We start from the raw sequence: 21,912 nt of genomic DNA, 5'->3' as shown, positions 1-21,912 counted from the left end.
CTTTTAATTTAAATTAATTATCTTTACTACCAAGCCAAATCCCCACGGGGGAAAGCCTACAACAAAGGCATAAAATATTTATTTCTCTATTCCCTGTTAAGAGTTCCGTATTTTTAAGACAGCCAATCAAAAGAAAATCCCACAACGAGTGTATGAAAATATTAATCTTCCTACACCCTTACACCCCCACACCCATTTTCAAAACAGTAAAAATGCAAGTTTATAAATGTAATAAATTTAATTTTTGTTACTGAACTAATTAGATTATAGTTCTGGCTTGGGGAAAGGTGATCAAGCCAGAGAGAGATTTGATAAATATGGGTTTGACATGGAGAGTTTAGCCATAAACTTTCCATGTCCGGTGTTTAGCCCAGATACGAAGTGTTCACTTCTTCTCCCAGCCACTGTTTTATCTCGCTGCTGCCGAGAGGGTACGACGCTTAGTCACCATCTGGTAGGCTTCGATGATGTCGCCTTCTGTCCAATCACTGTATTTATCGATGCCGACTCCGCACTCAAACCCTGTGTTGACTTCGCGGGCATCTTCTTTCATGCGCTTAAGCGAATCCAGAATCCCTTCGTAGACGACTTTACCGCCACGACGTACTCGCACCTTGCAGTTGCGAACCAGTTTGCCAGATTGGACATAACAACCAGCAACAGCTCCGCGACCTACAGGGAAGACAGCACGTACTTCTGCTTGACCCAGAGGTTCTTCTACTAACTCTGGTTCTAACAGACCTTCTAAAGCACCTTGGATGTCTTCTAGAAGTTTGTAGATGATGTTGTATTCTCGTACATCTACGCCGGCTTCATCGGCAGCTTGTCTAGCACCACTAGCGTAAGTGGTGTTGAAGCCAATGATCACAGCTCCACTAGCAGCGGCCAGATCAATATCCGTCTGGGTAATTTCCCCAGCAGCCGCCAACAACAAGCGGATTTGGACTTCGTTTTGCGGAATTTGCTTGAGCGATCCCACGATTGCCTCGACTGAGCCTTGGACGTCTCCCTTGAGGATCAAGTTGAGTTCTTTCAACTCGCCTTCTTGAGCTTGGGCGGAAATTGCAGCCAAGGTGACGCGGCCTTGCATGAGACGGGATTGACGCTGTTTCTCAGCACGATCATTAGCGAGTGCCCGTGCTTCTTTTTCGTTTTGGAAGACCTCAAACTCATCTCCAGCTGCTGGCACATCACTTAAACCAAGTACCTCAACAGCAAAAGAAGGAGTTGCAGCTTCTACTTTTCTCGCTCGGTCATCGATCATGGCTCGAACTTTACCAAATACCGAGCCAGCCACTAGAATATCGCCTACACGCAGTGTACCATTCTGCACCAGCAGAGTTGCAACCGCGCCTTTGGCTTTATCAAGATGAGCTTCTATCACTGTTCCCTTGGCAGGACGATCAGGGTTAGCAGATAGTTCTTCTACTTCTGCAACCAACAGGATCATCTCAAGTAGCGTATCCAGATTTTCACCTTTGATCGCACTGACAGGAACCATGATTGTTTCGCCACCCCATTCCTCTGGAGTCAGACCATAATTAGTCAATTCTTGCTTAACTCGGTCTGGCTGGGCGCCTTCTTTGTCGATTTTGTTTATTGCAACAACAATAGGCACTTCTGCGGCTTTAGCGTGGCTAATCGCTTCAATTGTTTGGGGACGGACACCATCATCAGCTGCCACCACTAAAATGGCAATGTCTGTAACCCGCGCTCCCCGCGCCCGCATGGCTGTGAAAGCTTCGTGACCAGGTGTATCTAAAAATACTACTTGCTGGACTTTGCCGTCATGTTCTACGTCTACGTGGTAAGCACCGATATGTTGTGTAATACCGCCTGCTTCCCCAGCAGCTACCTTGGTATTGCGAATTGAATCGAGCAAGGTAGTTTTACCGTGGTCTACGTGACCCATAATTGTCACTACTGGTGGGCGTCTCTGGAGGTTTTCCAGGTCTGCCACGTCGATCATTTCTGTGACTTTACGGGCTTCAGCTTCTGGTTGTTGGGTTTCGACTTCTGTACCTAGTTCGTTGGCAATTAAAGTAATTGTGGGGATATCCAAACTTTGAGTGATACTCACCGCCATGCCTTTGAGGAACAGAATCTTGACAATTTCTGTGTCGGCAACCACCAAGGCATCAGCCAACTCTTGCACGGTCATCGTGCCTGTGATAATTAATTTTTCAGGACGTTCGCGCTTTTGCTCCTGTGGGCGACGCTGTTGATCACGAGCCGCAGCAGGGGCTTTTTTGGTTGGTTTCGGAGCGGCGACCACAGCAGCAGGCTGTGCTGCTTTGCCACTTTTCGGCTTGGGCGGACGGACGATCGCATTACTGACCGCCACAGCAGCAGCAGCTAGTTCTGCATCTTCATCATCGAGGAAATCTTCTTCAAAGTCCTCGTCATCAACAATAGGCTTGACACGTTTACCTTTAGCACCGACTTTAGCCTTGCCAGATTCTTTAACTTCGTCAATTTCTTCCTCTGGCTGCCACTTTTTACCAGTTTTTGGTTGACGTGGAGGTGTGGGGCGCTTGAGTTCGATGATTTCTGGAGTGTCTTCTTCTGTCTCTGTTTCTACCTCGTCGACGATCTGTGATTTTACTGGTGATACTGCCCCAGGTTTTTGTGGTCCTACTGCTGCTGGTACGGGAGTTGGACGTGTTGGAGGCTTGGGTCTTGGGGTATCTCCCGCAACGGGGACTCCTTTATTGCCTTTTTGCTCCGACTTTGGCTGTCCCGGGACTGGACGCGCTGGTCTAGGCGGCTGTTGAGTGGTCTGTCCAGCCTCTACATTTGTGGCAGGCTGTGGTTTTCCCTTACCTTTGACCTGATCTCGAGTCTGATCGCGATCGCGCTTCAGGATAGGTCTTTCTTGTTGATGAGGCTGGGGCGTGGATTCGGGTTTATCCGCAGCAGGTCTTGTGGGTGGAGCAACCAGTTGTGGTTTTTGGGGTTTTTCTGGTTTCGGCTTATTTGGTGCAGGGGAAGTTGGTTCTGGTTTTTCCGCTGCCATTTTCTCCTTGGGCTGGTTTGACTTGGGCGTTTTGTCTGCGTCTAGAGCAGCAGTTTCTTGGATTGCCTCAGACTGATTTCGGGAAACAGGTCGAATGGGTGCCGTCGGCTTCATGGATGAGACTGGTGTGGCGAAAGGTCTGGGGGGTAACAGAGGGTTAACTTCAGAAGAAGCAAATTGACTATTGGTAGCAGCTGACGCCTCAAGGGCGTTGCCGGGGCTATTTTTAGGTGGTTTTGGTTTGCGAATTTCTAACAATTCTTGTTTTTGGGATGCAGCTGGTCGATGACGAGATGGTATTTGTGCTGTATTTGGTTTATGACTAATTGCACCATGATGCTCTTTTTTTGACATCTGGTGCGTAGCCGCCACTTTTTCCGCTTGAGAACGAATGCGTTCTGCTTCGGATTCTGTGATTGTGCTGCTATGGCTTTTGACCGCGATATTGAGCTGGTCGCAAATTGCTAATAGCTCTTTGTTATCCAAATTCAATTCCTTTGATAATTCGTAGATTCTAACTTTGCCGTTGTTCATCCACTCTTCCCCTATAATTTACAGTTTTAGCGGATGGATGCCAGCTTTTGCGACATCTCCATCCTTTGATTACTGTTTTTAGGTTGCCGTTTTGTTGCCGGTGCCTCCAATCAGGAAAGAGAGATGTATCGGTTTAAGGCTGGCATCGCCACCTAAAACGATGGTTGACGCCGGACTGCGCGTGGGCGCTACCAGATTGCAATTTTTTATGTTTTTGTTTTGCTGATTCTGAGTCTTCCACAACACATTGAGCGTAAGTCTATGTTTGGAGTGTTGTCTCGCCCCCTTTAGATATTAAAGAGCGATTTGCCAGACACCCTATTACTATTTTGGCATTAAATACGAGCATAATAGAGGATGTGGCGATAGCGCTTGGGGTGCGGCTGTCGGCACAATTCCTCTGGGGATGACCGCCAAAGCAGTTAAAGCTCGATTTGATTTGGGAGATTACTTTGAGATAGGCGCTGCCACAATGTCTGATACAGTGTTTCTGGCACTGATGCATGTAGTGATCGCCCGAGTTTGTTTTTTTTCTGAGCTGCACTTAAACAACTCATATTAGGGCAAATATAGGCTGAACGCCCCATGCCCTCATCTAATTGTACCTGCCCAGAAGGAAAGACGCGGACAATCCGCCAAAACTCATTTTTTAGACCCACTTTGCGACAACTAATACAACGTCGATAGTTTGGTTTCATTTAATAATGTTTTAACTATTCTGCATCGCGATCGTAAAGTTCGTCTTCGATTTCGTTGTCTAACTCGTCTTCAATTTCGTTGTCTAATTCATCTTCTAACTCTGATTGATTTTCATCCTTAAATTCCTCCTCGTCTAATTCTTCCTCCTCGATTTCCTCAAGTTCTGCGGCGTATTTCGCTCTCGCAGCAGCAAATTTAGCATCTTCTGCTGCATGATCATACTTAGCTTTGTCTTTGATATCTATTTTCCAACCAGTCAAACGAGCAGCCAAGCGGACGTTTTGTCCTTCTTTACCAATTGCTAAACTAAGTTGGTCTTCTGCTACCAGGACGTGAGTCTGCCGAGTTTCTGGATCCATCAGACGCACTTCATCGACTCGTGCTGGACTCAAGGCATTGGCAATGTAGGTAGCAGGATCTGGAGACCAGCGAATGACATCAATTTTTTCACCTCGCAACTCGTTGACTACTACTTGAATTCGCGATCCGCGGGCGCCAATACAAGCACCTACGGGATCTACATCCCGATCCAAAGTATCTACAGCAATTTTAGTCCGAGGACCCACATGACGGGATGGGGGGTTAGCTTCCCGTGCCACTGCGACAATGCGTACGACTTCATCTTCAATTTCTGGCACTTCGTTGGCAAACAAATAAACTACCAAACCAGCATCAGCCCGAGATACTAATAGCTGTGGCCCGCGTTGCTGACCTTGAGAAACTTTTTTTAAATAGACTTTGAATGTAGCACCAATCCGATAATTGTCATTAGGCAGTTGTTCACGCTTGGGTAATTCCGCTTCTACCTCTGGCTGACCAAAACCACTGCTCACAGCCAGGATTACTGATTGCCGCTCAAACCGCAATACTCTAGCTTGTAGAACTGTTCCTTCTAAATCTTGGAACTCTTCTTGAATTAATTGCCGTTGCTGATCCCGCAGTTTTTGCGCCAATACTTGCTTGGTTTGCATTGCTGCCATCCGGCCAAATTCCCCTTGGTCTGGAGTAACATCTAGTACTACTTCTTGACCCAATTGTGCTTCTTCGCCTCCCATGTCTTGCACCTGTTGCAAGGCAATTTCATGGTCGGTGTTGCTGACTTGTTCAACTATTGTTTTAGTAGCAACGACGCGAAAACCTTCTTCTTCTACATCTAGTTGAACATCAAAATTTTCAAAGTAATCTTCATCAAATTGTTTGCGGTCTAAATTTTGGGCACGACGATAACGTTCATAACCTTTTAATAGCGCTTCTCTAATGGCTGATTGCACCGCCATCCGAGGTAAATTACGCTCTCTACTTATACTTTCAATTAACTCTTTCAAACCAGGTAAACTAACCATTGACATAAGCAATCTCCTTAAATAATTAGGGATCGGGGATAGGTGATTAGGGGCTGGGGATTCAATACTTTTCGGATAAGCATTTTTTATATTCCTTCTGGTCTGGGAAAAGGGTAAGGGGCAAGGGGGAAAGGCTTGAATTTACCCTTTTCCCTTTCCCTTTCCACCCTTAACCTCAAGGTATTAACTAGGGGACAAGCCAAACTAGGGGGAAAAGACAAGGGTGACGCCCAGAGTAACAGACAAGGGAGAACTTATCAAAAATATTCTCCCTGTCCTCTTCCCGTGTCTTTCTTCCCTCCCTTGTCTTCTCCCGATACCCGATCACTGATCCCTGATCACCAATCCCCTTCCCCTCTTCTATCGGCGCTCATCCAACCGCACTTTGGTAACTTGAGTGAGGGGAATTGCGATCGCCCGACCTTTTTGATTTAAATAAACAGATGTTTCATCCCGACGAATTAATTGCCCTGTCCACTCTTGCTGTCCCTCGTAGGGCGGGGAGGTGGAAACTATCACGGGAAACCCTTTGAAGGAAATAAATTCTCTGTCTGTTGTTAATTGTCGGGAGATACCAGGACTGGATACTTCCAAAACATAGGTATCTGGAATGACTTCTGCCGCATCTAGAGTTGCTTCTAAAGCACGGCTCATCCGTTCGCAATCATCCAGCCCAGTGTCTTGGTGTGGGTTGCGAATGTCCACCCGCAAAACTGGTGGACGTTGGTTGGTGTGAAAAACTACCCCAACGATCTCTAATTCCAGTTCTTCTGCTACTGGTGTGGCCAAATCAATAATTTGTGGGACTAAAGGATGAGTCATGCGACAATTCCAACAAAAAAAGTGGGTGTTTACCCACTTCCTGCGATAGGGATATCTTCCAAGAAGTCTTTAGACGAATCAAACTTGATTCGCCTCTCTTTGAGTGTAGCGTATTTTTTTTTAAGCGAGAAGCAAGAAAGAATTTGTTGGTTGTTGGTGGTTGTTTGTTGTTTGGTTGTTGGTTGTTGGTGGGGTTATTATTGGACTCCTCACACTCCCCACCTCCCCACCTCCCCACCTCCCCACCTCCCTATCACCCCATCACCCCATCACCCCACCTCCCGTGTCCCACTCCTTACACTCCTCAACTGCCTGGTTTGCTCTAAAATTTTATTAAAATCCTCTTGGGATAGGCGTCTGACGTAGTTCAGCTTGACTTCCTCTAAAAAGTCTACAAGTAAGCTTTGCAGTTCTAAGAGTACGTGTTTTTGTTGTATTTGCTCTCCTAAGGCTTCACTAAAACGTTGCACTAATTGACTAGAGAGTTTTGCGGAAACAGGATCTTCCACTGTTGTCACAAGAGCATTGTATAGATTTGTGGTGATTTGAGTTGCTAGTTGCTCACTCAACTGTGTTTGTATTTTTGTTACTCCAGGCAAGTTTTGCAGGTTGCGGTAAACAGGGGAATTATTTAAAGCACCTTCAAGATTGTGCTGCAATATAGCCACTAGTTCTGGTTGAATTTTAGGCAGAACTTGGTAGACGATGGTTTGTACCAAAATAGCAGCGATCGCTTCTACTTCGTTGACGTTATTTATGTCTATATAAGGACGCAGATTCTCTTTTTGCAAAAACCAACTAACTAATTCACCTCGGCGAATAGAACCTTGCACCTGGTTAATCACTCTGACCACAACTATCTCAGTAATCTCTTCTGCAAAATTTGATACAATGCCCAAGTGTATTTCCTGTCTAATCGGTTGCAAATTTAATATCTGTGCTTGATCAAGACGGATGATCACAGTTATAGTTCGTAACCAGCGCCAAAAAGGTAGTAGTAAAAATAAGTCATACCAGCGCCACAAAATCGCATTCAACCAACTGAAACTGGGATAGCGGCGTTTAATGTAATAGCTGCGGATTAACAATTCCACAGCAAAGATGCATACAAAAGGTAAATCAATCAGCCAAAAATAATCAATATATTCGCCATTTTCGCCAATTCTCCGGTAGTAGTTAGTAGCAATTAAAGGTCTGATTTGCTGGTTAAAAAACATAAATTCATTTGTCCAGCCGTTTTGCGCTAAATACTCTTGAGTCCAAAAAATTGCAAAGGCTTTTTTGGCAGATTCTTCGTTCATGTGGGCACGCATTTTATTTTTGATTTTTTCCAACGTGCCACTTTTATTAGCTGATGCAAACGGATTATTGACTATCATTTCAACACTAAGACGACGTAACTCAGCTAACTGGGATTCTGCTTCGGGAGACTGTAACCCATTTTTACTAACCTGATTTTTCAGTTCATCAATTGTGTTGAGATATTTTTCAGTTTCCCTATGAGGTTCAATACCTTTTACTGGATCATAAGCAATCACAATTCGCGGTACATATTGTAAATATCTATCCCGCCAAGAAATATAACTTAAATTAAACAAAACTAAGCATAAGTTGATAGTGGCAATAATTGCCATCACTCGTTCAAACCATAGCTTGGAATTATTGAGAGATTTTGAATTAGACATTCTTGCTATCAATATTGTAAGTGGTTATTAGTTAGTAGTTAGTGGTCAGTAGTGAGTCGGTGATTGTAAAGAATCAAATTATCAACAAACAACTAAACTCAACAACAAACACCCAACAACCAACAGCTACCATTAAACAACTCTAAATTCTGCTGATTTAAACTTTTTCGCATATCTTGTTTGCTAAGTAAAAATACTTTTTTCGGATCAAGGATGAAAAACTTTTTATACAAATTATCCAATTTTAAACTGAAGATAATGCTATTAATCAAAAATCATTAATATTTCAGCCAAAGTATTTATATAAACTTAAAATGCATCTGTTAGTTCTGGTAACATCAATATTTTGCTGGCTTCATAAAAAGGAGTTTGAATTATGTGGTGTGAATTTGGCAAATCAAGCCTGAGTGTAGCTACTGTTTGCATAGTAACAGTCGCAGCAAGTGTAGCGATCGCACAAACACCTACAACAGTACAGCAACAAATCTATACTCCACAGCAATTTCGTAGCGTACTGCAAGGATTAGGTTATAAAGTTACGGTATCAAATGCACCTCTAACAGATGCGGAAACTAAAAAAGCAATTCAAGAATTTCAAAAGGGTTATAGACTGCAACCAGTGGATGGCATAGCCGGGCCAAAAACCCAAGCATTTGCGGCAAACATTGTCAGGATTCTCCAGGCAAACTTAAATCTGGTGGCAAAACCAAATCCTCTTTTACCTAAAAACCCATATTATGGGCCTCAAACCCAATCCGCAGTCAAGCTTTATCAGAAAAAACTCCAACTACCCCAAACAGGAATTGCCGACTTAGCATTGCGGCAGAGACTTGACAAAGAGGCTAAGAGGATACTCCAAAATCCATCAGCAGCGCCGTCATCTACACCACCATCACCTACGGCAACGCCAACAGCAACCCCAACACCTACGGCAACACCTACGGCAACACCAACATCTACACCATCACCCACAACAACCCCAACATCTACACCATCACCCACAACAACCCCAACATCTACTCCATCACCCACGGCAACACCAACAGCAACCCCAACATCTACACCTTAGATTTAACGCAAGTAACTGAATTTATTGGTAGTTAGTGGTTAGTAAGTAATTGGTGATTGGTAATAGTATTTTTATTTACCCATTACCAATTACCCATTACCCATTACCAATTACCATTAACGCAGTTGAGTTGGTTCTTCCAACGGTCTACCCTTGGGAACTGGTAGAATAGGGCGACGGTCATCGTAAGGCATGGGGATATACTGTACTGTTGGGCGTCCGCCTTGGGGTTGGGGATACAACTCCATCAAGTCGTAAACTATGCGCGGTAGTCCTACTGTTATGGGCAGCCCCATTTCTGTTGCTTCTTCAACTGTGATGGGATAGTCATGAGTAACGCGTCCAGTTGTCAAGGCTTGAACGATGTTTTCGATATTTTCTGCCTTAACTTTTTGCCTTGGTATATTGTCTTTTAATAGAGTCCGCACAAAGTTTTGTACCTGCTGAATAGCTTTGCGCGACAAGTCTGCCATAATCAGCGTTTGGTCGTCAATTTCACTGATAGGTTTATCTTCTACAATCTTAAGTACACTTGCTGCCGGAAAATTTCCAAGTTGGGGATCAACAGGCCCTAAAACAGCATTGGCATCCATAATAATTTCGTCAGCAGCTAAAGCAAGCATAGTTCCACCACTCATGGCATAGTGGGGTACAAAAACTGTAACTTTAGAGGGATGACGAATCAAGGCTCTAGCAATTTGTTCAGTTGCTAAGACTAAACCACCAGGAGTATGTAAAATTAGGTCGATTGGCACATCTGGCGGAGTCAGACGAATTGCCCGCAAAATCTGTTCTGAGTCTTCAATAGTAATATAGCGTGATATGGGAATTCCCAGTAAACTAATAGACTCTTGGCGGTGAATCAGAAAAATTACTCTACTTTTACGTTGCTGCTGAAATTCTTGAAGGGCACGGAAGCGTCGATATTCAATCTGACGTTTTTGCCAAATCGGTTGAAAAGACGAAAAAAGCAGAAATATCCAAAATAAATCACCGATACCGAAACTCATAAAATTTGAATACTTAAAAATCACAGTTTGACGTCATTATTGTCCCAATTTTTGAGAATCGGCAGTTCTATCTGGGGAAGCAAAAGCGTATTGGTTAGTGGTTGGTTGTTGGTTGTTGGTTGTTGGTTGTTAGTGGTTAGTAGTTAGTGGTTATTATTCTCCTCACACTCCCAGACGCTTCAAACAGCGCGTCTCTACATTACTCCCCATCTCCCCACCTCCCCATCTCCCCATCTCCCCATCTCCCCATCTCCCCACCTCCCCACCTCCCCATCTCCTTTACCTGCACCGCCAAATTTTGATAGTGTCGTCATCACTACCACTTACTAAAGTTTGTCCGTTTGGACTGTAGGCGATAGATCGGATATAGTTCAAATGACCAGTCAAAGTGCAAATCTCTTTACCTGTACTTACGTGCCAAATTTTGATGGTTTTGTCCCAACTACCACTAGCTAACCACTCTCCGTCAGGACTAAAGGCAATTGACCATACCGAGTTAGAATGCCCTGTGAGGGTGCAAATTTCTTGACCTGTACTTACTAGCCATAGCTTGATAGTAGAGTCAGCGCTGCCACTGGCGATCATTTCGCCATCTGGACTGAAAGCGATCGCATTCACAAAAAAGGAATGTCCCCTGAGAGTGCGAATTTCTTGACCTGTATTTATATACCAAAGTTTGACTGTGTAATCAGCACTACCACTAGCGATAACTTCTCGATTCGGACTCCAAGCAACAGACCAAACAGTATCAGTATGACCAGCAAAAGTCCGAATTTCTCTACCTGTACTGACCTGCCATAGTTTAATCGTACAATCAGCACTGCCACTGGCAAGCATATGTCCATTTGGGCTGAAGCAGACAGAATTCACGCAGTTGCTGTGATTTCTGAGAGTGCGAATTGCTTTGCCAGAACTGATTAACCATAGTTTAATAGTCTCATCCCAACCAGCACTAGCAAGAATTTCTCCATCTGGACTGAAGGCGACACTACTAACCATACTGGAATGGCCAGAAAACCAACGACCAAGGCTACGCAGTAACTTGCCACTCTCCAAATCCCACAGTTTGATAGTAGTGTCACTACTACCACTAGCCAAAAGCTGGTTGTCACCACTAACTGCCACAGTTTGCACCATGCTGGCATGGCCTTTGAGAGTGTTTGTACATATCCACTCCCTTTCCCTTTGACTAGATAAAACAGTAGTTTGAGTGTGTGCTTTTGTAGCAATAATTTGTGTGGGTGGTACAGATGAATCTTCTTCAAACTCAGAATCTAGTAGATTTAACCAGTCTTGTACACTTTGAGGACGAAGCTTGGGTTGCAATTCCATACCCCGCACAATTGCCAGATTTACCTTGTGGCTGAGATTGGGATTATAATACTGTGGTGGTTCCAGAGGAATGTTGCGGCGTCTCTCCTCTGCACTGGTTGGTACTATCCCAGTCACCAAACTATACAAAGTAGCTGCTAGACCATAGACATCAATGTATTCCCCCCGTGGTGCTTCTAATTCGTATTGTTCAGGAGGGGCAAAACCAGGAGTACGATAAACTGTATGTTTCTGTACAGCATTGGGAATAAATTCCCTGGCAATGCCAAAGTCAATCAAAACAGCTTCTAATTTACCATTGCGAAGCATAATGTTGCGCGGCTTAATATCTCGATGTAGTAAGCCTTTGCGGTGAATAACGGTTACAGCTGCGCCTACTTGCCGTATGTAAAGTAATGCTTCTGTTTCTGGTAGCATTCCTACCCGTTGCAAGCGCTTACCCATGTCTTCGCCTTCGATGTACTCCATCACCATACAAGGCATATTTGCTTCATCGAAGATATTTTCTATTTGTACTATGTGTGGATGGCGACACACAGCTAATCTTACAGCTTCATCCCGAAAGTCAAGCCTTAATTTGTCTCGGTGCGGTTTCCAGGCAGGGTTATTGAAAATTTCCTCTTTTAAGGTTTTAATTACCCGTGGTTCTCCATGTTCGTTGGTGGCGAGGTAAGTGATACCAATTCCACCCTCGCCTAGCTTTCTTTGGATGATATAGCGTCCCCCAAACAACCGTTGTCCTGGATTCCAAACCATTAGTAATAATTGCTAAATCTGCTATTTATTTTGACACGACAGCAGCCAACTATGGTTGTAGACAAATGTAGACGCACAACGGCTGACCAAAATATAAGTAGAAGGCAGATGGCAGAAGGTGAGGCAGCCCCCGTCTTGGCGGTTTCCGGTGATGGGGGACTGCCGAACCCCAAGGGCAGATGGTAGAAAGAGAAAGACTGAACCTATATAGTTTATGGGCATAAGCATTTTACGTTTAATTATGTCCACCTACTTATACCAATTTTGGATTTGAGATTTTGGATTTTGCGAAAAGTTTGTAGACGCAAGGCGGCTTAAGGTTAGGGTGCTAGGGCTTGGGGCGTTCAAAGCTTTTCAAGACGGATTGAAAGTCTTGATTGCAAAGCTGTTTCTGTAATTTCAAACAATACTACCTATTCCTATTTGGTATTACCACAAAGAAATCATAGATGAGCTAGCGGTTGAGCGCAGGATGGAACACAAAGAATCTCATAGCTAATCTTGAGTTGAAAAGAAAGTAGTTAATTCAGTTATTAATTCTATAAACTCATATTTCATGAATTTTGTAGGCTAAGCAATACCCATCAAGTCTTCGCACTACTGATTAAAAATATTAATATCTAGATTGCGTAATTTTTGTGTTTTAGGATGTATATCATTCCTAAATTATTTGTGAACAACAAGAACCCCGACTTCTTCAAGAAGTTGGGGTTCTGAATCTCTCAATTAGGATTGCTATAGAACCTAATGTTGATTTTTAAAATACTTTTTATTAATAAAAAATATGGTTTATATCTGGAATGCTGTAATCTAATTTTGTAGTTTCTATCATTCCTGCAAAAAGTGAGATCTGCCCAAAATGCTAAAGAATCTAAAGTTAAGACAAAAATTTACAATTTTATTAGTCCTTATTCTTGTATTTGGTTTGAGTTTGAGTGGGTTAAGCCTATCCGCTTTACTCAGGCAGAATGCGAAACAAGAAATTGCTACGAATGCTTTATCACTGATTGAAACGATGAGTTCTTTGCGTGAGTATACAGTTACTCAAGTAACGCCGGAACTGGTAGATAAATTGGAAACGAAATTCTTGCCACAAACTGTATCTGCCTATTCAGCGCGGGAAGTATTTGAAATTTTACGAAAAAAACCAGAATATAAAGACTTCTTCTATAAAGAAGCTGCGCTCAACCCTACAAGTCTGAGGGATAAAGCTGATAGTTTTGAGGCAGATATTATCAAGCGTTTTACTGATGAGAAAGATTTAAAAGAGTTGAGCGGTTTTCGTTCCTTGCCTGGTGGGGATATTTTCTATATTGCTCGTCCACTCAAGCTGACTCAATCAGCTTGCTTGCAGTGTCACAGCACTCCTGAGGTTGCACCTAAAACAATGATTGAGCGTTACGGTACAGAGAATGGATTTGGATGGCAGTTAAACAGTATTATCGCTGCACAGATAATTTCTTTGCCAGCTAGTAAAGTTATTGAAAAAGCACATAAATCTTCTTTTTTGATAATTTTAATTGTGTCTGCTGTTTTTATTTCTGTTGTACTTTTAGTCAATATTTTCTTGGAACGTCAAGTTATTGGTCCTCTTAAGCGTCTAACTCGTGTAGCTGAGGAAGTTAGCACAGGACATATGGATGTTGAATTTAAACAGACAACTAATGATGAAATTGGTAATCTTGCTAAGGCTTTTAAACGGATGAAGTTCAGTTTAGAAATGGCGATGCAAAGACTAAAAAGAAATACAGGAACTACAGAAACTTAAACAATTCCAAATTAAAAATTAAAGATATGTTATTTCTCTCAATTTTGGTAACATAATTAACTCTTAGCTAACTAGAATTGAGAAAATACAGTACTACGTATTTTCTAGCATGTTATTAAATGGTTAAAATATGTTAAAAAATCTACGATTGAAACAAAAAGTTACGATTTTATTACTTGTAATTCTGACATTTGGTTTAAGCTTGAGTGGTTTAGCTTTATCTTCTGTGTTGAGGCAAAATGCTAAACAGGAAATTACTTCCACAGCTTTGATGTTGATGGAAACTATGATTTCTGTTCGGCAGTACACTAGCACTCAAGTTAATCCGGAACTAGTTGATAAATTGGAAACTGAGTTTCTACCGCAATCAGTACCTGGTTACTCAGCACGAGAAGTATTTGAAAATTTGCGGCAAAAACAAGATTACCGAGAGTTTTTTTATAAAGAAGCTACCTTAAACCCGACTAATTTGCGGGATAAGGCTGATAGCTTTGAGACACAAGTTGTGAATCGCTTCCGAGGTAACAAAAACTTAAAAGAAGAAAGTGGATTTCGATCGCTTCCTAGTGGAGATATTTACTATATTGCTCGTCCACTCGCAGTTTCTGACGCAAAATGCTTACAATGCCACAGTACACCAGAGCAAGCACCAAAAAGTATGATCGATCGCTATGGTACGGCTAATGGTTTTAGCTGGCAATTAGGTGAAATTGTTGGCGCGCAAATTATTTCTGTACCAGCTAGCAGAGTCATTAACAAAGCCAATCAGTCTTCTTTGTTAATTGTTGGACTTGTATCTGTTGTTTTTGTAATTGTTATTGTCCTAGTTAACATCTTTTTGACTCGACAAGTAGTTCTTCCTCTCAAACGCATCACTCGTGTAGCGGAAGAAGTTAGTACAGGACATATGGATGTGGAATTTGAGCAGTTAACTAATGATGAAATTGGTAATCTTGCCAAAGCTTTTAAACGCATGAAGTTAAGTTTGGAAATGGCAATGAAACGCCTCAAACGTCCTCCTGGAAATACACATGGCACAGGAGGTATGGGGAGTATCGGAAGTAGTGACTATCCCCAACACTGAATGTTAGGAGGTTAGTGGTTAGTGGTTAGTGGGTAGAGACGCGAGGAACATCGCGTCTGTACAATAGTGGTTAGTGGTTAGTGGTTGTTCACTACCCCTCAAACTCCTCACACTCCACCCTTACGGGAAGCCTATGAGCGCGTCTACACACTCCTCACACTCCTCACACTCCTCACACTCCTCACACTCCCCATCACCCAATCCCCCTTCCCTCTCAATATCAAGAAAATAGGCGTCTTGTAAATTCCAATGCTGCTTCTGACTCTGGGATTTCTCTTGCTAAGAGTTCAACAAATTGGTAAGGTGTGACTTGCGGATTATCGGCTAAAGTATCTTCTACAATCAGGCTAGCCATAGGACCAATGTAGAACGCCAAAGCATCTTGACAACGCTGTACAAATGCAGCGTTGAGCGAGGTAATTTGTTGTTGATTTTGATTGGTTGGTTGATTTTGGTAACTAGATTGACCTTGATAGGTTTGGGGATGACGGGAAGTTTGTGGATTTTGGTAATGAGACTGACCTTGATAAGTTTGGGGATGACGAAAAGCTTGTTGACTTGGTGGCTTACTCAGCACTGTTTCATCTAAATCTAAATTAGGAGAAGACTGAGCTATTGTCACCGTTGTTTGAGAGTCAGGAGTGAGTATAGTAGGAGGAACATCAAACATTGTTGATGGTGATGCTGTTTGAGGCCGCCCTAAAAGCTCAAGATCCCTTAGAACTTCCTGAGATGTTTGGTATCTATGCCTGGGTGTGTCTGAGAGCATTTTATCTAGGATTTGAGCAAATCCATCGCTGACATAGGTGTAAAAACGCCATTTCCACTCCAAGCTGTACTGATCCATGAGAAAGGATGGGTCTTTACCTGTAAGCAGTACAACTGCTGTGACTCCCAAAGCATAAAGGTCACTACTAGGAGAACACAACCCTAAGCTGATTTGTTCGCGGGGAGCGTATCCTACTTTTCCTACCAAAGACATTTTGCCCACAAAAGTTGCTTGGTTGGCATTATTAACATCATTAAGATCAGCTATTTGTTTTCCAACTCCAAAGTCAATTAATACAGGCAAAATGTTACCTTCTGGTAACATAATATTGTCGGGTGAAATGTCTCGATGAATAATATGATGCTGGTGAATATACTCTAAAACAGGTAATAAATATTTCAGCCACTGAATAACTTCTTGTTCTGTAAAAGTTTGTCCTTGAAGTTGGCGATCGCGCAATAAGGCTGAGTAGGTTTTACCATTAACATACTCTTGTACCAGAAACAGCCGACCATCTCCTTCAAAGCAAGCCAAAAAACGAGGTATCTGTGGATGCTCTAGCTGGTGAAGGATTTTGGCTTCTCTTTTGAATAAATTCCGGCATTTTTCTAATCCTCCTCCCCCAGTACCAATGGGAGCAAATTCCTTGAGGACACAAGCCTCATTGAAGCGCCGAGTATCAAACGCCAAGTAGGTTCGCCCCAAACCCCCCTGTCCTAGCAGTTGTTGGATGATATAACGATTATCAATTAATGTTCCTGAAGGTATTTCTGGTTTGATTAAGGGGGGCTGAGACATATCATGAGACTCCTAATTATTTTCCATACATAATTTGGTTATTTATAACTTCAACTCCTAGCCTGTTTATTTTCGTATAAAATATCCAGAATATCTATGAATTTCGAGTTTATAAGCAACTTCAACTATATGTAGTGTTTCTGGCAATTTTCAAGTTTGAGCTTTTTGAGCTTTACTCTTGGCGAACACACGTAGAGGTTTTTACCTTAAATGACTCTTGGCGAAGAAAATTAGTTTCTGTTTAGTTGAAGTTTATTTGTGGAAAAAAATCGCTGCAAGCCTAATTATTAATTCGGTGTAACTCTCAGAAAATATGCAGATAAATTATTAAATTTTATGAATTAATATCAGTTAATTGCTTGCTTGTTCACTTGACTTTTGCTGGGTAGATGTTTCTGGAAGGAGAACAGCGGGTTTTTGCTTCACCCTTGCCTCTATTGGCTGAACTTTTTCGACCAATTTAATAAACTCTTGGTAATTAGGTATTTTAGCAGCAGGAACGTAACCTGCGTCAGCAGCAATATCAGCAGGCGCATCGTTCATTGCTTTTTGAATTTCCTGTTGTTGATTGCGATCTACTGTAGGCGAAAGTAGCATTAGACCAGAGGGAATCCAGCGACTAGTGTGTAAAGTTCTAAACTTAGTTTCCCTAAAACTGCGGCGATGAAGCTCAAAATCTTGCTCTGATATGGCGCCAGCATCAACTGTTCCGTCACTAATCCACTCAAGTACTGTTTTGGGAGTGGGAGCAAAACGAATTTCAGCTAAGGTTAAACCGTAGAGATCGTACAAAGGAACATAATAACCAGCAGCAGAACCAATTTCTCCTAAAGCAACAGTTTTATTTGCCAAATCTGATATTTTTGTGATTGGTTTATCTTCTCTGACAATCAATAAAGAACGTTGTCTATTACTGACCCCTTCCATCGAAAATAGAGGGATGTAAAGTTCTTTGCCGATCGCGATCGCAGCTAAACCAGGAGGTGCAAATACTAATTCCCATTTTTTATTGCGAATTTGGTCAATAGCTTGCAGTTCGTTGTAAGCTGGTTCCAGATCTACCATTGACCGAGTTTGGGATGCTATGTAATCTTTAAAGCGCTCATACTTATCGAGTGATGTTTTTCCTTCGCCATAGCTAATCACGCCAATTGTCAGGTGGTCAGGTGTGCTATTTGTTTTTGGTTGGGAATTACACCCTAAACCAAATATTCCTATTAATGCCAATAGTGGAAATAGTAAAAAATGTGGCGGAATAAAAATAGTAGTTTTCATAATTTAGTTACAAGGTGATAATAAGGCACGAATGTATTTTGATTATCTCTACTTCATCTGCTGGTCAAAGGCAAGCACACCAAAAAGTTAACCTTTCTTACAATAAATGTTGCTATTTGAAAATATATGTTGACTAATGTAGTTTGGTTTTGCTCATGATGTAATAAAGAAATTTTGTTGGTTGTTGATTGTTAGTGGTTGGTTGTTCCAAACAACAAACAACCACCAACTACCAACTAATAACTACTAACTACCCCAACAATTATCCTTATTCCGCTCAATTAACGATGCAAATTTATATACCCATCCGGAAAATCACCTAAAATTCCTGTAGGATACGGGTGTGGCTTTAACCAGAGAATAGGTCTAATAAATCTCATGACAGGGAGCTTTGAGCAAGCGACGCTTGTTAGTCCTCAACCTTTTTTGGAACTGAATAATAAAGGTCAAACCCTACGGCTTTATCTCCAAAAAGATGAGCATCGCTTGGGGCGTGGTCGCGAATGGGCAGATTTAGAAGTACCAATCGGCTGGGAAGTATTCTCCAGAAAACAGGCTACCCTACGCAAAGAAGGAGGAGATTATCGAATTTACGATGGTGATGGCATCAATCCCAGCCGTAACGGTATATTTTTGAACAAAGTTCCTATAGATGCTAAGGGTTATTTGTTAAAAAATGGAGTTGAGCTAGAAATCGGACAATCTCCTCACAACCGGATTCAGCTGACTTACTATAACCCTGTTGATGCTCCCGCAGCGATCCCCACAAACCGTCGCCTGACGTTAAAAGGTTTGAAGGACTGGCCTGTACAACTAGGACGCGCGCCCAAGCCGGATCGCTATTCTTCCATGCAGTTAGATGCGCCTACAGTCTCTCGCCTGCACGCTACAATTTATCCTGATGGGCAAGGAGGACACATTCTCCAAGACTTAAGTACAAACGGTACTTTTGTCAATGGTCAACGAGTTTCAAAACGTATCCAGTTAGTAGATCAAAGCAGAATTAAAATCGGGCCATTTAGTCTGCTTTATCGCCCGGATTCCCTGGAATTATTAGATAGTGGTAGTCAAATCCGCCTTGATGTCAACCGCTTACAGCGTAAGGTCAAAGACAAAGAGGGACGGGAAAAAATAATTCTCAACGATGTGTCTTTGGTGATTGAACCAGGACAATTAGTCGCGTTAGTAGGTGGTAGCGGTGCTGGTAAGTCCACCTTGATGAAATCTCTATTGGGAATTGAACCAGTTTCTTCCGGTACAGTCTATCTCAATGGCGACAACTTGCGGCAAAATTGGCCGATGTATAGATCGCAACTAGGCTATGTCCCCCAGGATGATATTGTGCATCCCGACCTCCGGGTAGAAGAGGTACTGGCTTATGCTTGTAAACTACGGTTGCCACCTGATACAAATGTCAAGCAAGTAGTAGATACTACTTTAGAACAAATTAAACTCACTCACGTTAGGACAAATTTTATACGTAACCTCAGTGGTGGACAACGCAAACGCGTCAGTATTGGAGTGGAACTGTTAGCCGACCCGAAACTCTTCTTCTTAGATGAACCGACTTCTGGTCTTGACCCCGGTTTAGATAAAGAAATGATGCGTCTGCTGCGAGAATTAGCAGATCAAGGACGGACAGTAGTTTTAGTTACCCATGCTACAGCCAATATTGAAGTGTGCGATCGCATTGCGTTCATGGGTAGGGGTGGCAAACTTTGTTACTTTGGCCCCCCCAAAGAAGCACTGCGTTTTTTTGAAATGCCTTCAGAAGACTTAAAGTATTTTTCCGATATTTACATCAAACTTGATCAAGGCGGTAATGGCAAAGACGTTGCATCAACAGTTGATTATTGGTCGCAAAAATACGAAAGATCCCCAGAATGTCATAAATACGTAAAATCACAGTTAAAGTCTGGTAAAGATAGCACATCAAAAGCAGATGATAGTATCCACACAGGGATATCTCCACTCAAGCAACTACTGTTGTTGAGCCAGCGATATCTGCAATTGGTCATGCGCGATCACACAAGTATAATTTTCTCATTAGTATCAGGGCCGATTGCGATCGCTTTAACTGCTTGGATATTACGAGACGAAACACCCCTGAAAAAACTCAACCCGCCAGAAATTACCCAAGGGCCTCTAGCACTCAAGGTACTGTTCATATTTAGTTGTATAGGAATTTGGGTAGGTCTTTCCAGTTCCGTACGAGAAATAGTCAAAGAAGCAGCTATTTATGCGCGAGAAAGATTAATTAACTTGGGTTTATTTCCTTACTTGGGTTCTAAAGTTGCTATTCGTTCTGGTTTAGTGCTGTTGCAAACTCTGTTAATTGTTGCAGCTGTATTAATCGGTTTTAAATCCCCAGAATATAATCTCTTACCTTGGTTATTGGGCTTGGGAATTACTACCTTTTTAACTCTGCTAGCGAGTGTCAGTCTGAGTTTAATGGTATCTGCCTTAGTGAAAACAGAAAACGAAGCAAATAGCATTTTACCTTTGATTATGATCCCCCAAATCATTCTCTCAGGGGTACTATTTGAAATGACAGGCTTAGCAGCTAAACTGGGTTGGTTAACAATTAGCAGATGGTCAATCGGTGCTTATGGAATTTTAGTAAATGTGAATGCAATGGTTCCAGAAAATACGCCTGGTTTGCCATCTCTAGCTGATATTTTTGAAAAGTCTGATGTGTACAACGCAACTTGGAAGAATTTAGGTTTAAACTGGGGAATTTTAGGTGTACATACGTTGGTTTATTTGATTGTGGCGCTGTTGTTGCAAAAGCGGAAAGATATTGTGTGAAATTAACGTTTTATTGTTTTACACGTACTAACCACTGTAGAGACGTGCCATGGCACGTCTCTACAACAAACAACAACCAACTAACAACTAACTTAATCTATCTCATCAGGGTTAACACCTAATTGGCGCAATCGTTCTGCTAATTGTTCTGCTTTTATTTTTGCTTGAGCAGCTTCTTGTTCAGCAATCATAGCTCGTTCGGTAGCAGCCACAGCTTCTTCTGTGGGTGCAGGAATTAATTTTCCTTCTAAAGTAAACCACCTTAACCACAACCTTTCAATATCTCGAAATGAACCTTGCCATAATCCTAAACTTAAACTCAACTCTGGCATTTGTAAGCGTCCTTCCGTGAAATTCATCGGTTCATAATGTCCACCTACTAACTGAAATGCTCGAATTTCATTTGTATAGCGACTAAAAACAATATAGTAGGGAACCCGCAAGATTCTTTCATACACTTCCCATTTTGTGGGAGGTTTAGCTGTTTCTGTTTTTTTTGTTCCTAAATCTTCTTCTTCTGTTCCTGGAGATAATAATTCAACGACAACAAAAGGATTTACTCGCTCTTGCCAAGTTACATAACTTAAACGTAAATCACGCTCATTATACAATTTTGGTACTCCAACCACACCAAACCAATCTGGGCGTTTGTACCACAAAGGATGCTGAACATCGTAGTAGAGATTGAGGTCAGCCGCACTGTAAATTAATTCTGAATTCCAGTTACTTGGTTGAAAAGTAAAATATAAAAGCAAAGGTTGTAAAAAGTGGAAATCATCTGGCAAACCGGGTTCCTCTGGGTTGTCACTTGGTAAATCATACATTGTTGGTAGAGTTTGCCAAGGAGGAAGGGGAGGATCAGATTGAGGAATGAGGCGAGGAGAAGTCATATCAATTTTGGATTTGAGATTGTAGTAAATCTTAAGTAGGGAAGGTAAAAAGCAGCATTGATAACTAATTGATGCTCGCACATTGAGTATCTTCTACAGTTATTACCTAAAGTAATAGTGTATTTAGCTATATTTATGCTTTTTTAATTTGTAGATTGTATTTTTATTGATATATCTAGACATATTTCCAAAATACTGCAAATTTTAGTTGTAGCTTCTTATATTTCCACAAAATAGAAAAATATAATCTCTGA

General features: G+C 42.0%; 15 protein-coding genes. 5 read left to right on the top strand and 10 right to left on the bottom strand.

What is annotated here, in order from left to right:
- Positions 1-409: 409 nt before the first annotated feature.
- The 5 genes from infB to UYI_RS0110995 all read right to left on the bottom strand — a co-directional run bounded on the left by infB (position 410) and on the right by UYI_RS0110995 (position 8,099).
- Positions 410-3,550 (bottom strand): translation initiation factor IF-2, encoded by a 3,141-nt coding sequence (gene infB, locus UYI_RS0111015; RefSeq protein WP_016866717.1) that lies wholly within the window; start codon positions 3,548-3,550, stop codon positions 410-412.
- A gap of 422 nt (positions 3,551-3,972) precedes the next feature.
- Positions 3,973-4,248, bottom strand: coding sequence for a YlxR family protein (locus tag UYI_RS0111010; protein WP_016866716.1), 276 nt, complete (start codon positions 4,246-4,248; stop codon positions 3,973-3,975).
- Positions 4,249-4,263: 15 nt separating this feature from the next.
- A complete protein-coding gene (gene nusA / locus UYI_RS0111005) occupies positions 4,264-5,592 on the bottom strand; it encodes a transcription termination factor NusA (protein ID WP_016866715.1) in 1,329 nt (442 codons plus the stop codon).
- 360 nt (positions 5,593-5,952) lie between these two features.
- A complete protein-coding gene (gene rimP, locus UYI_RS0111000) occupies positions 5,953-6,414 on the bottom strand; it encodes a ribosome maturation factor RimP (protein WP_009458839.1) in 462 nt (153 codons plus the stop codon).
- 269 nt (positions 6,415-6,683) lie between these two features.
- Positions 6,684-8,099 (bottom strand): hypothetical protein, encoded by a 1,416-nt coding sequence (locus UYI_RS0110995; protein WP_016866714.1) that lies wholly within the window; start codon positions 8,097-8,099, stop codon positions 6,684-6,686.
- 376 nt (positions 8,100-8,475) lie between these two features.
- Between UYI_RS0110995 and UYI_RS0110990 the strand changes: the two genes are divergently transcribed.
- On the top strand, positions 8,476-9,168 hold the full coding sequence (locus UYI_RS0110990; protein ID WP_016866713.1) for a peptidoglycan-binding domain-containing protein: 693 nt from the start codon (positions 8,476-8,478) through the stop codon (positions 9,166-9,168).
- 116 nt (positions 9,169-9,284) lie between these two features.
- Here UYI_RS0110990 and UYI_RS0110985 read toward each other — a convergent pair whose 3' ends face one another.
- Together UYI_RS0110985 and UYI_RS0110975 are read right to left on the bottom strand one after the other, a co-directional pair.
- Complete coding sequence (locus tag UYI_RS0110985; RefSeq protein ID WP_016866712.1) at positions 9,285-10,178, bottom strand: SDH family Clp fold serine proteinase; 894 nt, start codon at positions 10,176-10,178, stop codon at positions 9,285-9,287.
- A 279-nt stretch (positions 10,179-10,457) separates the two neighbouring features.
- Positions 10,458-12,266 carry a serine/threonine-protein kinase gene (locus tag UYI_RS0110975; protein WP_016866710.1) on the bottom strand — a complete coding sequence of 603 codons (1,809 nt, stop codon included), beginning with the start codon at positions 12,264-12,266 and terminating at the stop codon, positions 10,458-10,460.
- A 51-nt stretch (positions 12,267-12,317) separates the two neighbouring features.
- On the opposite strand from UYI_RS0110975, the gene UYI_RS39645 reads away from it, so the two are divergent.
- The 3 genes from UYI_RS39645 to UYI_RS0110960 all read left to right on the top strand — a co-directional run bounded on the left by UYI_RS39645 (position 12,318) and on the right by UYI_RS0110960 (position 15,118).
- Positions 12,318-12,452 carry a hypothetical protein gene (locus UYI_RS39645; protein WP_016866709.1) on the top strand — a complete coding sequence of 45 codons (135 nt, stop codon included), beginning with the start codon at positions 12,318-12,320 and terminating at the stop codon, positions 12,450-12,452.
- Positions 12,453-13,125: 673 nt separating this feature from the next.
- Positions 13,126-14,034 carry a c-type heme family protein gene (locus UYI_RS0110965; protein ID WP_016866708.1) on the top strand — a complete coding sequence of 303 codons (909 nt, stop codon included), beginning with the start codon at positions 13,126-13,128 and terminating at the stop codon, positions 14,032-14,034.
- Positions 14,035-14,164: 130 nt separating this feature from the next.
- Positions 14,165-15,118 (top strand): c-type heme family protein, encoded by a 954-nt coding sequence (locus UYI_RS0110960; RefSeq protein WP_016866707.1) that lies wholly within the window; start codon positions 14,165-14,167, stop codon positions 15,116-15,118.
- Between the two features lie 220 nt (positions 15,119-15,338).
- Here the strand turns inward: UYI_RS0110960 and UYI_RS0110955 are convergent, their stop codons facing one another.
- Together UYI_RS0110955 and UYI_RS0110950 are read right to left on the bottom strand one after the other, a co-directional pair.
- On the bottom strand, positions 15,339-16,685 hold the full coding sequence (locus UYI_RS0110955) for a serine/threonine-protein kinase (RefSeq protein WP_016866706.1): 1,347 nt from the start codon (positions 16,683-16,685) through the stop codon (positions 15,339-15,341).
- Between the two features lie 351 nt (positions 16,686-17,036).
- A complete protein-coding gene (locus tag UYI_RS0110950) occupies positions 17,037-17,960 on the bottom strand; it encodes a phosphate/phosphite/phosphonate ABC transporter substrate-binding protein (protein ID WP_016866705.1) in 924 nt (307 codons plus the stop codon).
- Positions 17,961-18,338: 378 nt separating this feature from the next.
- Between UYI_RS0110950 and UYI_RS0110945 the strand changes: the two genes are divergently transcribed.
- Positions 18,339-20,768: an ATP-binding cassette domain-containing protein gene (locus tag UYI_RS0110945; RefSeq protein WP_016866704.1), complete on the top strand. Its 2,430-nt coding sequence runs from the start codon at positions 18,339-18,341 to the stop codon at positions 20,766-20,768.
- Positions 20,769-20,860: 92 nt separating this feature from the next.
- Here UYI_RS0110945 and UYI_RS0110940 read toward each other — a convergent pair whose 3' ends face one another.
- Positions 20,861-21,658, bottom strand: a complete 798-nt coding sequence (locus UYI_RS0110940) for a Uma2 family endonuclease (RefSeq protein ID WP_016866703.1) — start codon at positions 21,656-21,658, stop codon at positions 20,861-20,863.
- Positions 21,659-21,912: the final 254 nt, after the last annotated feature.

This window comes from Fischerella muscicola PCC 7414 (genome assembly GCF_000317205.1).
Lineage (GTDB): Bacteria > Cyanobacteriota > Cyanobacteriia > Cyanobacteriales > Nostocaceae > Fischerella > Fischerella muscicola.
Note: the sequence above shows the minus strand (reverse complement) of the source record. Positions and strands in the feature narration are given on the sequence as shown.

Coding starts and splice junctions, on each gene's coding strand:
- infB (WP_016866717.1), bottom strand. CDS start 3,550: ATGAACAACGGCAAAGTTAGAATCTACGAATTATCAAAGGAATTGAAT.
- UYI_RS0111010 (WP_016866716.1), bottom strand. CDS start 4,248: ATGAAACCAAACTATCGACGTTGTATTAGTTGTCGCAAAGTGGGTCTA.
- nusA (WP_016866715.1), bottom strand. CDS start 5,592: ATGGTTAGTTTACCTGGTTTGAAAGAGTTAATTGAAAGTATAAGTAGA.
- rimP (WP_009458839.1), bottom strand. CDS start 6,414: ATGACTCATCCTTTAGTCCCACAAATTATTGATTTGGCCACACCAGTA.
- UYI_RS0110995 (WP_016866714.1), bottom strand. CDS start 8,099: ATGTCTAATTCAAAATCTCTCAATAATTCCAAGCTATGGTTTGAACGA.
- UYI_RS0110990 (WP_016866713.1), top strand. CDS start 8,476: ATGTGGTGTGAATTTGGCAAATCAAGCCTGAGTGTAGCTACTGTTTGC.
- UYI_RS0110985 (WP_016866712.1), bottom strand. CDS start 10,178: ATGAGTTTCGGTATCGGTGATTTATTTTGGATATTTCTGCTTTTTTCG.
- UYI_RS0110975 (WP_016866710.1), bottom strand. CDS start 12,266: ATGGTTTGGAATCCAGGACAACGGTTGTTTGGGGGACGCTATATCATC.
- UYI_RS39645 (WP_016866709.1), top strand. CDS start 12,318: ATGGTTGTAGACAAATGTAGACGCACAACGGCTGACCAAAATATAAGT.
- UYI_RS0110965 (WP_016866708.1), top strand. CDS start 13,126: ATGCTAAAGAATCTAAAGTTAAGACAAAAATTTACAATTTTATTAGTC.
- UYI_RS0110960 (WP_016866707.1), top strand. CDS start 14,165: ATGTTAAAAAATCTACGATTGAAACAAAAAGTTACGATTTTATTACTT.
- UYI_RS0110955 (WP_016866706.1), bottom strand. CDS start 16,685: ATGTCTCAGCCCCCCTTAATCAAACCAGAAATACCTTCAGGAACATTA.
- UYI_RS0110950 (WP_016866705.1), bottom strand. CDS start 17,960: ATGAAAACTACTATTTTTATTCCGCCACATTTTTTACTATTTCCACTA.
- UYI_RS0110945 (WP_016866704.1), top strand. CDS start 18,339: ATGACAGGGAGCTTTGAGCAAGCGACGCTTGTTAGTCCTCAACCTTTT.
- UYI_RS0110940 (WP_016866703.1), bottom strand. CDS start 21,658: ATGACTTCTCCTCGCCTCATTCCTCAATCTGATCCTCCCCTTCCTCCT.